Source organism: Tessaracoccus yangjingae (assembly GCF_055326235.1).
Map to the genome: position 1 here is coordinate 25,048 of NZ_JBUZNN010000005.1, position 13,345 is coordinate 38,392.

Annotated in this window: 11 protein-coding genes; 3 read left to right on the forward strand and 8 right to left on the reverse strand. The window is 69.2% G+C overall.

The window, feature by feature from the left end:
- Window positions 1–6: 6 nt before the first annotated feature.
- Both ACZK5D_RS08890 and ACZK5D_RS08895 read right to left on the reverse strand, forming a co-directional pair.
- Window positions 7–1,008 carry an ABC transporter permease subunit gene (locus tag ACZK5D_RS08890; protein ID WP_463665026.1) on the reverse strand — a complete coding sequence of 334 codons (1,002 nt, stop codon included), beginning with the start codon at window positions 1,006–1,008 and terminating at the stop codon, window positions 7–9.
- Between the two features lie 853 nt (window positions 1,009–1,861).
- Complete coding sequence (locus tag ACZK5D_RS08895) at window positions 1,862–2,719, reverse strand: septal ring lytic transglycosylase RlpA family protein (RefSeq protein ID WP_463665027.1); 858 nt, start codon at window positions 2,717–2,719, stop codon at window positions 1,862–1,864.
- Window positions 2,720–3,008: 289 nt separating this feature from the next.
- Here ACZK5D_RS08895 and ald point away from each other — a divergent pair, with 289 nt between their 5' ends.
- A complete protein-coding gene (ald, locus tag ACZK5D_RS08900) occupies window positions 3,009–4,127 on the forward strand; it encodes an alanine dehydrogenase (protein WP_463665028.1) in 1,119 nt (372 codons plus the stop codon).
- A gap of 253 nt (window positions 4,128–4,380) precedes the next feature.
- On the opposite strand, the gene ACZK5D_RS08905 is transcribed toward ald, so the two are convergent.
- Window positions 4,381–4,854 (reverse strand): TY-Chap domain-containing protein, encoded by a 474-nt coding sequence (locus ACZK5D_RS08905; RefSeq protein ID WP_463665029.1) that lies wholly within the window; start codon window positions 4,852–4,854, stop codon window positions 4,381–4,383.
- 143 nt (window positions 4,855–4,997) lie between these two features.
- Here ACZK5D_RS08905 and trhA point away from each other — a divergent pair, with 143 nt between their 5' ends.
- Window positions 4,998–5,675 (forward strand): PAQR family membrane homeostasis protein TrhA, encoded by a 678-nt coding sequence (trhA, locus tag ACZK5D_RS08910; RefSeq protein WP_463665030.1) that lies wholly within the window; start codon window positions 4,998–5,000, stop codon window positions 5,673–5,675.
- A gap of 327 nt (window positions 5,676–6,002) precedes the next feature.
- Here the strand turns inward: trhA and ACZK5D_RS08915 are convergent, their stop codons facing one another.
- Together ACZK5D_RS08915 and ACZK5D_RS08920 are read right to left on the reverse strand one after the other, a co-directional pair.
- Window positions 6,003–6,377, reverse strand: a complete 375-nt coding sequence (locus ACZK5D_RS08915) for an ArsC/Spx/MgsR family protein (protein ID WP_463665031.1) — start codon at window positions 6,375–6,377, stop codon at window positions 6,003–6,005.
- 14 nt (window positions 6,378–6,391) lie between these two features.
- Window positions 6,392–8,461: an NAD(+) synthase gene (locus tag ACZK5D_RS08920; RefSeq protein WP_463665032.1), complete on the reverse strand. Its 2,070-nt coding sequence runs from the start codon at window positions 8,459–8,461 to the stop codon at window positions 6,392–6,394.
- Window positions 8,462–8,605: 144 nt separating this feature from the next.
- Here ACZK5D_RS08920 and ACZK5D_RS08925 point away from each other — a divergent pair, with 144 nt between their 5' ends.
- Complete coding sequence (locus ACZK5D_RS08925; RefSeq protein ID WP_463665033.1) at window positions 8,606–9,178, forward strand: netrin-like domain-containing protein; 573 nt, start codon at window positions 8,606–8,608, stop codon at window positions 9,176–9,178.
- Here the strand turns inward: ACZK5D_RS08925 and ACZK5D_RS08930 are convergent.
- The 3 genes from ACZK5D_RS08930 to ACZK5D_RS08940 form a co-directional block, all read right to left on the reverse strand.
- A complete protein-coding gene (locus ACZK5D_RS08930; RefSeq protein ID WP_463665034.1) occupies window positions 9,175–9,765 on the reverse strand; it encodes a DUF4126 domain-containing protein in 591 nt (196 codons plus the stop codon). The genes ACZK5D_RS08925 and ACZK5D_RS08930 overlap by 4 nt on opposite strands.
- Window positions 9,766–9,899: 134 nt before the next feature.
- Window positions 9,900–10,904: a diacylglycerol/lipid kinase family protein gene (locus ACZK5D_RS08935; protein ID WP_463665035.1), complete on the reverse strand. Its 1,005-nt coding sequence runs from the start codon at window positions 10,902–10,904 to the stop codon at window positions 9,900–9,902.
- 1 nt (window position 10,905) lies between these two features.
- A complete protein-coding gene (locus tag ACZK5D_RS08940) occupies window positions 10,906–13,266 on the reverse strand; it encodes a glycogen debranching protein (protein ID WP_463665036.1) in 2,361 nt (786 codons plus the stop codon).
- Between the last annotated feature and the right edge of the window lie 79 nt (window positions 13,267–13,345).

The following is a 13,345-nucleotide window of genomic DNA, read 5'->3' on the forward strand; positions in this document are numbered from 1 at the left end:
CTCCGATCAGATGAGGGACGTCCCGCGCACGCGCTTGGCGAGGGCGTTGACCGACAGGAGGAGGACCACCGAGATGATGGACTTGAGCATGCTGATCGCCGTGGCCATCGACAGGCTGTTGCCCGTGATGCCGATGTTGTAGACGTAGAGGTCCAGCACCTGGATGTAGGTCTTGTTGAAGGCGTTCTGGAACACGTAGTACTGCTCCATGCCGTTGTTGAGCAGGTTCGCGATGGACAGCAGCAGGAGCACGAAGTATGTGGGCATGAGCTGCGGGACGGTGATGTACCACATGGTCTGGAACCGGCCGGCGCCGTCGACCTTGGCCGACTCGTAGAGCGCCTGGTCGATGCCGGCGATGGCGGCGAGGTACATGATGGCGCCCCAACCGACCGTCTTCCAGATGCCCCAGGCGGCCATGGTCAGCCAGATGTGCTGATCCGTGTCCAGGAACTTCATGGGCACCGTGATCAGGCCGGAGTCCAGCATGAGCGAGTTGACCAGGCCGGTGGTGGAGAACATCGAGAAGGCGATCATGTAGACCAGCACCCACGAGATGAAGTTGGGCAGCGTGGTCAGGGTCTGGATGGCGTTCCTGAACCACGGAGCGCGGATCTCGTTGAGGAACACGGCGAACGCGAGCGGGAGCACCGAGGACGCGATGCCGATGAAGCTCATGCCCAACGTGTTGGCCATCACCTGGCCGATCTGGGCCAGCTGCGTGGGCGAGCCGACGAGGAGCCGGAACCACTGCAGCCCCACGAACTCGCTGCCGGAGAGGCCGAGCGCCGGACGGTAGTCGTAGAGCGAGTAGATCCACCCGTAGAGCGGGAAGTACGAGAACAGGAAGACGAGGATGAGGAAGGGCAGGATGCTGAGGAACATCGCCTTCGACGGCTTGCGCCGCGACGAGGCGGACCCGGCGGGGGCGTCGCCTCGGCGGAGCTTCCGCTTGGCGGAGGCGACCACCTCCGGCTTCGGGGGCTGCACCGGGGCCGCGACGGTCATCGGCCCCGGCCCTCGGGCCGCGACACCGGCGCGAGCGCGTCGGTGCCTGGATGGACACCCGGCGTGGGCGCTTGTTCCTGGTTCATATTCACACTGCCTCCGTTGGCGAAGCGTTTCGACGACTCATCGTAACCCGAGAGTTTCTTCAACGCAATAGCCCTTGTAGAGCGCTCTCAAACTCTCGAATCGCAGCGACGATCCGCCGCCCACCTGAGCACGACACGCCGTCGCGCCCCCACCACCCGGCCGCCGCCCCATGAGCACGACACGCCGTCGCAACCCGCCCCCGACGCCCATAGCAACCTCGACCCCCACTTCCGACGGCGATTCGTGCCCACCCCACCGGGCCCAACCCGCACCCCGCCGCCCCCACCGTCGCGCCCCCACCACCCGGCCGCCGCCCCGAGCACGACACGCCGTCCTAACCCGCCCCCGACGCCCATAGGAACCTCGACCCCCAACTCCGACGGCGATTCGTGCCCACCCCACCGCGCACAACCCGCCGCCCTCACCGTCGACCCGCCACCACCCATCCGCCGCCGCCCTGAGCACGACACACCGCCGCAACCCGACCCCGACGCCCATAGCGACCTCGACCCCCAACTCCGACGGCGATTCGTGCCCACCCCACCGCGCAAAACCCGCCGCCCTCACCGTCGACCCGCCACCACCCATCCGCCGCCGCCCTGAGCACGACACACCGCCGCAACCCGACCCCGACGCCCATAGCGACCTCGACCCCCAACTCCGACGGCGATTCGTGCCCACCCCCACGTAGACCTGGGCGCGCAGAAAGACCGACGGGGCCGCGCGGTCGGCGCGGCCCCGTCGGTCGGGGAGGGGGGATCCCTGCTCAGCCAGGCAGAACCTGGTAGTTGATGGTGATCACGCCGGCGGAGGTGCCGCCGAGGATGGTCATGGCGCCACGCGAGAGGTCCATGCAGCGGCCGTCGATGTACGGCCCGCGGTCGTTGATCCGCACCGTGACCTCCTTGCCGTTGGCCGGGTTGACCACGCGGACCATGGTGTTGAAGGGCAGCGTGCGGTGGGCGGCAGTGAGACCGTCGGGGTTGTAGCTCTCGCCGTTGGCGGTCTTGCTGCCCTGCCAGTAGTACGAGGCCTTGCAGGTGGTCACAGGGGCCGACGACGGGTCCGGCTCGACGGGGAAGCCCGCGATGTCCGGGGTGCGCGGCGGGATGGCGGTCACCGGGGCGGCGCCGTCGGAGGAGAAGTGCACCAGGTTGTTGAAGACCTCGGTGGTGTACTGCACGTAGCGGCCGTTCTGGTAGCTGACCACGGTTGATTCCGCGTAGGTGCGGCAGCCGTTGCCGCCGGTCACCTCGCTGTCGCAGTCGGTGCGCCAGGCGCGGCCGTCGGCGTCCGTCCAGGTGCCCTTGTTGCCGAGCGGGTTGCCCTCCCACTGCGCGCGGTCCGAGGCCAGGTACGTCAGGTTGTTGAACACCCACCCGTTGCGCTGGCGGTATGCCCCGTTCTCCTTGACCACCTTGGTGGCCCAGATCTCGGTGCGGCACCGGATGACGGTGTCCGAGTAGTTCTCGCATTCCGTGCGCCAGTAGCGGCCGTTGACGTAGTGCTGGCCCGGCTGCGTGTAGGGATCGGTGGCCGCGTGCGCGACGCCGGGTGCGACGGCGCCGAGGGACACCGCGCCCATCAGCGTGGCCATGGCCGCGAGGAGGAAGCGCTTGAACATGGTGGTGGGTCCTTTCCACGGATCCGCGAGGGCCCGACCGTAACACCCGATACCTGAGAATTCCAAGAATTTCTCAGATGTAATTCTCAGCTTGGTTCACCCCCCGCCTCTGGCAAGGGCTTTTCCTCACGCGCAACAGGGCACCAACTGAGAAGCCTCAGGCGAGGCTTGAGGTGTCGGCAGCTCGAGGCCCTGCGACCGCCCGAGTGATCCACGGCCGGACCGGCTGGCCGCTAGCCTGAAGCGTCGGCCGCAACGTCGCGGCCCGCGACCCCGCAAGGAGCGACCCATGCGCATCGGCGTGCCCCGAGAGACGAAGAACAGCGAGTTCCGGGTGGCCATCACCCCCGTCGGGGTGCACGAACTGACCGCCCGCGGACACCGCGTCCTCGTGGAGCACGACGCGGGGGTGGGCTCGTCGTTCAGCGACGACGACTACCGCGCGGTGGGCGCCGAGATCGTCAAGGACGCCGACACCGCGTGGGGCGACGCCGAGCTGGTACTGAAGGTGAAGGAACCCATCGCGGAGGAGTACCACCGGCTCCGAGAGGGCCTGGTGCTGTTCACCTACCTGCACCTCGCCGCCGACGAGCCGCTGGTGGATGCGCTGCTGGCCGCCGGAACGACGTCGATCGCCTATGAGACGGTGCAGCTGTCGTCGGGGCTGCTGCCGTTGCTCTACCCGATGAGCGAGGTGGCCGGCTGCCTCGCGCCCCAGGTGGGCGCGCACGCGCTGCTGAAGAACCAGGGCGGCCGGGGCGTGCTGCTCGGCGGGATCGGCGGGGTGGCCAACGCGAAGGTGGTGGTGCTCGGGGCGGGCGTGGCGGGCCAGAACGCCGCCAACATCGCGCTCGGCATGGGCGCCGACGTCACCCTCCTCGACACCGACCTGCAGAAGCTGCGGATGAGCTTCTGGAGGTGGGACAACCGGGTGCACCAGATCGCGTCGTCGACGCTGGCGGTGCGCGAGCAGGTGCTGGGGGCGGACCTCGTCATCGGCACGGTGCTCGTGCCCGGCGCGCGGGCGCCGAAGCTGGTCACCGACGACATGGTGGCCTCCATGAAGCCGGGTTCGGTGCTGGTGGACGTGTCGATCGACCAGGGCGGCTGCTTCCAGAGCTCACGCCCCACGACGCACGAGAACCCCACTTTCCAGGTGGAGGGCTCCACGTTCTACTGCGTCTCGAACATCCCGGGGGTGGTGCCCAACACGTCGACGTGGGCGCTGACGAACGCGACCCTGGCCTACGTCGAGGCGATCGCGGACCACGGCTGGCGGGAGGCGATGCGTCGCGACGAGGCGCTGGCGAGGGGGTTGTCCACGCACGGCGGGGCGCTGGCGTCGCGGCCGGTGGCGGAGGCGTTCGGACGCGAGTGGACCGACGTCGGGGAGATCCTCGCCGGTTGAGGAACGGCCACCCTCGCTGGCTGAGGTGCCGCGCAGCGGCCTCGAAGCCTAAGAAACGCAAGCTGACAAGGAACGTCTCCGAGGCTTCGAGGCTCGTCGCTGCGCCCTCACACCTCAGTGTCCGGGGCCGCGGGCGGCCTTGTGGCGCAAGAAGGAGCGTTCCTACAAGTCAGCCAGCGGAAAGGGGCGTCGCTTCGCTCCTCGCATCTCAGCCATCGGGGTGGGGCCGGGCGCCTGTGGAGACGTGGCGATGTCACTGGATGCGGGCCTGGCCGCCGACCGAGAATCCTCCACCCTGAAGGAAGGACGGGTGGATCACGGAGAACACGTCGCGGAGCACGGAGGCCGCGACACTAGCCGCCCGCGCCGCCTCACTCACGGGAAGAACCAACCGGTACGCCGAGCTGTGCCTGCTGAAACGCCGCAGCCCACACTTCCGCAATGCGGACATGTCGGCCCGGGTCAGGCGATAGGCGCACGCCAGGACGTCGTTGCCCTCAACGATGACGCCGACCTCGCCCTCCCAGGCCAAGGTCATGACGGAGGGGGTGCCCGTCACCACGTATCCGCCCTCTTCGCCGTCCTCGTCGTCCTCACCGTTGTATCCGTCATCGACGCTCGCCAGCAGGTATTGCCCCGGCCGCAGCTCCCGCACCGCGGCTGCGTACTCCTGCTCGAACCTGCCCCATGACGCCTCCACCATGACATCCACATCGACTACGTCCATGAGTACCTCCCACCGTCCGCGCGCCGACCCGAGTGTCGACGACTGACGCCGACGCTACGACGGAGGTCCGACAGTTTCGCCCCGGTAAACTACGTCCAGGACGGGACCTCCCTCACGCACGGCCACACGGCGGAAGGCGGCTTGTGAGCACCACCAACAGAAGCAGGGACGGCAGCGTCCACGTGACCGACGAGCGGTTCAACACCCTCTCGCACCTAGCGGCCTTCTGTTTCTCGGTCTTGGGGACGGTCCTGCTCGTCTCCCAGGCCGTCGCTCTAGGAGACCCCTGGAAGGTCGTCGGCTTCAGCATCTACGGTCTATCGCTCATGACGCTGTTCGCGGCGAGCACGCTCCACCATGGGCTCGATCGTGGCCCCCGGCTGAATGAAGCGCTGCGGACAGTCGACTACGCGTCAGTCTTCTTCCTCATCGCCGGCACGGTCACGCCCCTGGTGCTGGTGCTCTTCCGCACCGTGTACGGATGGGCGGTGTTCGGCGCTGTGTGGGTGGTCGCCATCCTTGGGATCGTGCTGCGTTCCGTGTGGCGACGGGTCCCGAAGTACGTCACCAACACCCTCTACATCACGCTGGGCTGGATGGGCGTCGTGCTGATGGGTGCGGACGTCTCGCTGCCGCCCATGGCGCTCGTCCTGCTGGCGGCTGGCGGCCTGGTGTACAGCGCGGGCTTCGTGATCTACGTGATCGAGCGGCCGAACCCATGGCCCGGCCGGTTCGGCTTCCACGAGATCTGGCACGTGCTCGTAGCCGTGGCGGCGTTCCTGCACTACCTCCTGATGTACTTCTACGTCCTCCCGGCCTGATCCTTGGGCCTGTGGCGGAGAGTCGACACCACCTCCAACCGTGGAAATATGGGCTGACAAGGAACGTTTCTTAGGCTTCGAGGCTCGTCGCTTCGCTCCTCACACCTCAGCCAGCGATGGGAGGTCCTCGCCTCGCACCTCACACCTCAGCCAGCGATGGGAGGTCCTCGCCTCGCACCTCACACCTCAACCAGCGATGGGAGGTCCTCGCCTCGCTCCTCACACCTCAGTGTCCGGGGCCGCGGGCGGCCCTTGTGGCGCGAGAAGGAGCGTTCCTACAAGTCAGCCAGCTGACGGAAGGAGTTGCTCGCCTTCGATCGTCGCGCCTCAGCCGGCGGAGGACAGGAAGGGGGCGACCGCCGTCTTCGGGCGGCCGATGATCGCTCGCGGGCGGGCGCCGTCGCGGCGGATGAGGACCGGGCGCTGGGCCAGCGCCGGGTTCTCCGCCAGCACCCGCGCCACCTGGTCGGCACTGGCCACGTCGTCGTCGCTCAGGCCCAGCTCGTCGAAGGCCTTGTCGCGGCGCACCATGTCGGTGGGGTCCGCGTCGAGGATCTCCAGCAGCTCGAGCCAGGCGGCCTCGTCGAGCGGCTCCTTGAGGTAGTTGCGCACCTCCAGGCTCAGCCCCGACGCCTCCGCGGCCTCCAGACCGGCGCGCGAGGTGGAGCAGCGCGGATTGTGCAGGATGGTCAGGTCCTTCATGCGAAATCTCCTTGTCAGTCGGGGACGTTGTCCTTGAGCTCCGCTAGCCATGCCGACGCCGAGACGTCCGACGGCATCCGCCAGTCACCTCGCGGCGAGAGCGCGCCGCCGGAGAGCACCTTCGGCCCGTTCGGGATGGCGGAGCGCTTGAACTGGTTGCCGAAGAACCGTCGGAGGAACACCGCCATCCACTTCTTGATGGTGGGCAGGTCGTAGGCCGTGCGGTCGGCCTCCGGGTAGCCGGATGGCCAGTGGCCCGCGTCGACGGCGCGCCAGGCGTGGTGCGCCATGAACGCGATCTTGCTCGGCCGGTAGCCGCGGCGCAGCAGGCCGAAGAGGGTGAAGTCGTGCAGGGCGTAGGGGCCGATGGAGTCCTCCGTGGACTGGGGTCTCTGTCCCTCCCCCACCGGGATCAGCTCGGGCGAGATCTCGGTGTTGAGGATGGAGGCAAGGGTCTCGTTGACGCCCGTCTCCTCGAACTGGCCCGTGGAGATCACCCACCGGATGAGGTGCTGCATCAGGGTCTTCGGGACGCCGGTGTTGACGGCGTAGTGGCTCATCTGGTCGCCCACCCCGTAGGTGCACCAGCCGAGCGCCAACTCCGAGAGGTCGCCCGTGCCGAGCACGATCCCGCCGCGCTGATTGGCCGCGCGGAACAGGAAGTCGGTGCGGATGCCGGCCTGCACGTTCTCGAACGTGACGTCGTAGACCGGCTTCCCGTCGCCGGCCGGATGGCCCAGATCCTTGAGCAGCTGGGTGGCCATGGGCGTGATGTCCACCGTCTCGAACGTGACTCCCAGCGCCTCGGCGAGCAGGGTGGCGTTGTTCTTCGTGTGCGACGACGTGGCGAAGCCCGGCAGCGTGAACGCCAGGATGTGGGTGCGCGGCAGCGACAGCCTGTCGCACGCCTTCGCCGCGACGATCAACGCGTGCGTGGAGTCCAGGCCCCCACTCACGCCGATCACGATCTTCGGCGCCTTCGACGCATCACCCCCGCCGATGGCCTTCATCCGCCGCTCGAGCCCGGAGACCTGGATGTTGTAGGCCTCGTAGCAGTCGTGGTGCAGGCGGGCCGGGTCGTCGGGCACGAACGGGAAGCGGTCGTGCGGGCGGCGCAGCCCGAGATCCCCCGACGGCGGCCGGACCGCGAACTCGATGCTCCGGTACCCCCCCACCCCGACGGCGCGCCGGTTGTCCTCGAACGAGCCCTGCCGGATCCGCTCCTGCCGGAGGCGATCCAGGTCCACGTCGACGACGGTGCGCTGGGCCGCGTGGGGGAAGCGTTCGGTCTGGCCGAGGAGATCCCCCATCTCGTAGACCATCGTCATGCCGTCCCAGGACAGGTCCGTGGTGGACTCGCCGAAGCTGGCCGCGGCGTACAGGTACGCGGAGTTGTTGCGGGCGCTCGACGAGCGGGCCAGCAGGTGCCGGTCCTCGGCGCGGCCCACCGTGATGGGGGAGGCGGAGAGGTTGAGCTGCACCGTCGCCCCGGCCAGCGCGGCCAGCGACGACGGCGGCACCGGCACCCACATGTCCTCGCACACCTCGACGTGCACCGTGAGGCCGGGCACGTCGCGGGCGTCGAACAGCAGGTCGGTGCCGAATGGCACCTCGCCGAACTCCGCGGGCCAGCCGGGCCGGTGGAGCATGGAGACGTCCAGGTCCGCGCCGTCGGCGAACCAGCGCTTCTCGTAGAACTCGCGGTAGTTGGGCAGGTACGCCTTGGGCACCACGCCGAGCACGTGCCCGCGGTGGATCACCACCGCGCAGTTGTAGAGCCTGTTGCCCGCGCGCACCGGCGCCCCCACCACGAGCAGGGGAAGGAGGTCCGCCGTCGCGTCCGCCAGCTCGACGACGGCGCGGTCCACGGCGTCGAGGAGCACGTCCTGGAGCAGGAGGTCGTCGATGGCGTAGCCGGACAGCGACAGCTCGGGGAACACCGCGACCGCCACCCCGTCGTCGTGACAGGCCCTGGCCTCCACCGCGATCGCGTGCGCGTTGGCCGACGGGTTGGCCAGGGTGACCGGGAGCGTGCAGGCCGCGACCCGCGCGAACCCGTGCCGGTAGAGCGAGGTGAACTCCATGGGCGTCAGTCTTGCACGGAGCGCGGGGGTCGCGGCCTGGTTCGGACCGTCCCCGGGCGACCGCCTGCGGCCCGACGGTCACGTTTCAGCCACGGAACCTGCGGCGGGGGTGACGCCGCCCGGTCTCGGTGTCACGCTGGTGTGATGAAGGTCAGAGCAGTCCTCATGGCCGTCGCGCTCCTTGCCGCGACACTCGTGCTCTCGTGGGAGCAGGCCCCTCGCGCCGCCGCCTGCAGCTGCGTGGCGCTCACCCCGACGGAGCAGGCGGACATTGCGGAGGTGGTCGCCCGCGGCACCGTCGTGGCGGTGGACCGGCCGGCCCAGCCGACGTCAAGCCTGGAGGACGCCACCTACACCGTCGCGCTGGCCGAGGTGTGGAAGGGCGATCCTCCGGCCACCGTGCAGGTCCTCACCGCCGTCGACGGCGCCAGCTGCGGCTGGGAGGGCATCGAGGAGGGGATGGAGATCGTCCTGTTCGCCAAGGCCGACGGCGAAGCCTGGCGCTCCAACCTGTGCGACGGATCCGGTCCCGCGGACGACGGTGTCGCGGCCGAGCTGACGGCGTACCTGGGCGAGCCCACCGCCGTGGCGCCCGCCCCCACCGACGGCCCCGCGGGCGGGGGCGGCGGGCTGGCCGACCCGCGGCTCGCCGGGGTCATCACCCTCACGCTCGTGGCCAGCGGGCTTGCCGCCTGGTTCGTCTCCCGACGCCGCTAACCGGCGTCGCCGTTGCCCCAGCGCGCCTTGAGCCACTCCCATCCGCGTTTGATCCGCGACATCAACACCCACGCCAGCCACATCATGATGAGGAGCAGGACCAGCGCGATGGTGGCCGCGACAACCGGGAGGAGCACCGCCAGCGTGGTGACGCTGACCACGCCGACGTCGCCCGCCACCGAGGCCGCGACATTGGATGCAGGCTCCGGCGACGTGTTGATCGCCAGCCGGATGCCGGCCTTGGAGAGGTGGCTGAGCAACGCCGTCACGCCTCCGACGGCGGCCAGCGAGATGGTCAGCAGGTCGCCCTGGGCGCCCGCGATGAGCGCCCCGATGACGGCTCCGGCGATGGGGCGGATCACCGTCGACGGCACGTCCCAGATGGAGTCGACGACGGGGATCTTGTCCGCGATCACCTCCAGCAGGGCGAGGACTCCCATGATGATCAGCACGTCAGTGCGCATGAACCCCTCCGGCACGCCGCCGGTGCCGGCGTAGCGCCCGAGCAGGCCGAGGATGAACACCGTCGCATAGGCGTTGATGCCGGAGGCCCACCCGGAGGCGAACGTCATGGGGAGCAGTTCCATGCGCCCATTATGTCGAGCGCCTTGTTGGCGCGTGCTCGTCGCGCCGCACGCGGAGACGTCGAGCCGGACCGAGGGGACGTACGCGCCGAGCCCAGGAGTTGGGCCGGCCTACCGTCGGGGCAGCCCCCGACGCGTCACGCGGGCGACGACGGCTCCCACCCGGGGGGCATCATCACCTGGAGTGCCTTGGGCTCCACGTGCACCGACAGCGACACCACCTTGCCGAAGTAGTCACCGTCGAGCTGGATCGACTCCGGCTCCCGAAGCCACACCTCGATGCTGCGGCACCGCTGGTACCTCAGCTCGCCCTGGCCGCCCTCGCGGTTCCGGCGCCCACGGAAGATGCCGTTGTCCACGACGACCCCCCAGGCCACCCGCACCCAGCCGAACATGCCCTGGGGCTCCATCGCCAACACGTCGAGCACCCCGTCGTCGACGGCGGCGTCCGGCATCAGCATCACGTTGCCGCCGATGGACCCGCAGTTGCCCACCAGCACGGTGTGCACCCTGGCGCGCTGCGGGGGCTGGTCGTCGAGGCGGAACTGCAGGCGCATCCGGTGGTTGCGCCGCAGCTTCTCCACGCCCACCTTCACGTAGGCCAGCATGCCCACCCGCTTCTTCAGCTGTTCGTCGGTGCTGGACATGATCTGGGCGTCCAGCCCCATGCCGGCCATGACGACGAAGACGCGCTCCTCGTGGTCTCCCCCGGGGCGCACCCAGTCGACGACCCCCACGTCCACCGGGCGCGCGACCCCCTTGAACGCCGCCATCACCGAGCCCTGGAGATTGCCCAGCGGGAGGCGCAGGTTCCTGGCCAGCAGGTTCCCGGTGCCGCGGGGGCAGAGACCCAACGGCACGCCGCTCCCCCTCAGGCCCTCGGCGACGGCGCGGATGGTGCCGTCGCCGCCCACGGCCAGCACCAGTGCGCAGCCCTCCTCGACGGCCTGCCGCGCCATGCCCGCCCCGGGGTCCTCGGCGGAGGTCTCAAGCCACAGCGAGAGCCCCCAACCGGCGGACCTTTCGGCCTCCGCGACCGCCTTCGCCAGGTCCGCGCGATCCACCTTCGTGGGGTTGAACACGACGGCGGCGCGCCGCCCCGCCGCAGAACTGGCGGGGCCCCCCTCAGTCTGAGTGGTCATGTCAGTCCTTCCACACGGGGATGACACGGGAGCCGTCCGGCTTGGGCTGTTCCTGCCAGACGATGACGGACCAGGCCGCCACCGTCGCGCTGTCCGAGACGATCATGCCCTCGCCCTCGTTCCAGTAGTTGCACGCGGGCTCCGCGAAGGTGGAGGTGTCCACCAGGCGGCGCCACACACAACCCTCCAGGGGCGGCGGAACCTTGAACTCGATCTCGTGGTCCGCCATGTTGATCATCACCCAGAAGTCGTCCCCGGGGGAGTCGATCTGGATGGACACCGCCCGGTCCCCCTCCATGGGGAACCCCTCACCCGACGGGGTGTGGAAGAGGTACGACACGTCCTTGTCGTCGGCCACCATGTCCCCCCAGCGTCTCTGCTGCAGGGCCTCGTGCCGCTGGCGGAGGTTGGCGAGGAACGTGGCGAAGCGGAACTGCCCGTTGACATGGGAGGGCGTCTCGTACTGGCCCAGGTTGTCGTGGTACGGCTCGTCGACGCCGTCGGCCACCGGCACCCGCTGCGGGGCGTTGGTGGGGATCATGGCGTAGTTGTTGCGCATCGCCACCGAGTCCAGCGCCCACGGGTTGTTGTTGCCGTTCTGGGTGCGGCCGAACTCGTCTCCAGCCACGATCATGGGCACGCCGCGGGAGAAGAACAGGATGGTCCACAGGTTGCGCAGCCGCTGGCGGCGCAGCGCCTGCGAGCCCCCCGAGTCCCAGGAGAGGTTGTCGTCCGACCCGCCGTCGGACGGGCCGAAGGGCGGCGGCTGGTCGTTCTGCTTCTCCTGGTACGACACCAGGTCCGCCATGTTGAAGCCGTCGTGGGCGGTGATGAAGTTGATGGTCTTCTGCGCGCCGCCGCTGTCGTGGAAGTGGTGGTAGTCCCCGTTGAACATGTCCGTGAACGCCACCATGTTGGCGTCGCCCTTGGTGAACCGGCGGACGGCGTCGCGGTACCGGCCGTTCCACTCGCCCCAGCCGCGGGGGAAGTTGCCCACCTCGTAGCCCCACAGATCCCACGCCTCGGCGATGACCTCGATGCGCTCCTCGCGCGCGAAGTCCGCGATGTCCACCAGCAGCGGATGGTCCGAGAAGAAGCGCTTCTGCCTGGCCCAGTCGTCGGGATGGGCCTCTCCGGGGAGCCGCCCGAGGACGGTTGCCAGGTCGAACCGGAAGCCGTCCACCTGCATGTCCTGCGTCCAGTACCGCAGGGAGTCCAGCACCATGTTGCGGGCGGCCTGCGAGGAGTAGTTGACCTGGTTCGACGTGCCGGTGGCGCCGTCGATGAGCCGCTTGTCCGAGGTCATCTGGTAGTACTCGGCGCAGGCGAACCCGCCCAGGCTTGTGAAGCCGGTGGTGTTGACGTCGCCGTTCCAGTTGCCGCCCTCGGCGGTGTGGTTGTACACCACGTCGAGGTACACCTCGAGGCCCGCGTCGTGGAACGCCGAGACCATCTCCTTGAACTCCCTGGTGGGCCCGCACCAGCTCTTGTCCGCCGCGTATTGGCGGTTGGGGGCGAAGAACGACAGGGTCATGTACCCCCAGGCGTTCACGGCGCCGTGCCGGGCGGACTCCGACGCGTTGGTCTCGTGCACCGGCAGCAGCTCGACGGTGGTCACGCCCAGCGCCTTGAGGTAGGGCGCCATCATCCCGGCCCCCTTGTAGGTGCCCTGGAACTCCTCCGGGATGTCGACCACGCCCTCGAAGCCCGGCTCGCGGCTCAGCAGCTGCGACAGCCGCGCCACCGAGGGGTGCCCGGTGAGCTGTTCGACCTGCACCTCGTAGATGACGTTCTTCTCGCCCGGGATCCGGGGCTTGGGCGTGACGGGCGTGTAGTCCGCGATGAGCACACCCTTGGGCGCATAGGGGCCGGTGTCGATGTTGCGCCGGGGGACCCCGTCGACCAGGTCACCGCCGGTGCCGAACACGCCGTCGTTGACTCCGTAGTCGTGCAGCTGATCGGTGAAGACGTTGTGCGTGACCTCGCGGGCGTACGGGTCGAACAGCACCTTGTTGGGGTTGAACCGGTTGCCGTCCTGGTCCAGGTCCGAGACGAAGCCCAGGTCCGATCCCGGCTTCCAGCCCTTCACGTAGCGCCAGTTGCGCCCCCAGGCGCGGAAGCCGATGAGGGCGCCGAACTGCAGGCCCTGCAACCAGGCCCGCCAGACGCCGTCGCGGCCCTTGACGAGCAGGTACGTGCGCTCCGCCGAGGCCCCCAGCGCGTCCGGGTAGATCTCCAGCTGGACCCTGGTGGCGGCCGGGGCGTAGATCGCGAAGGTGACGCCCTCGGCGTGGGGGTGGGTGCCGAGCGGCCAGGTGGCCTTGGACCAGGAGCGCCGGTCCAGCGCGATCACGCGTGTCATGGCGTCGATTCTGGCACGCCACCCCGACACGCACGGCAACGCGCTTGCGAGACCCCTTCCCATGGGGCGCGGACAGGAG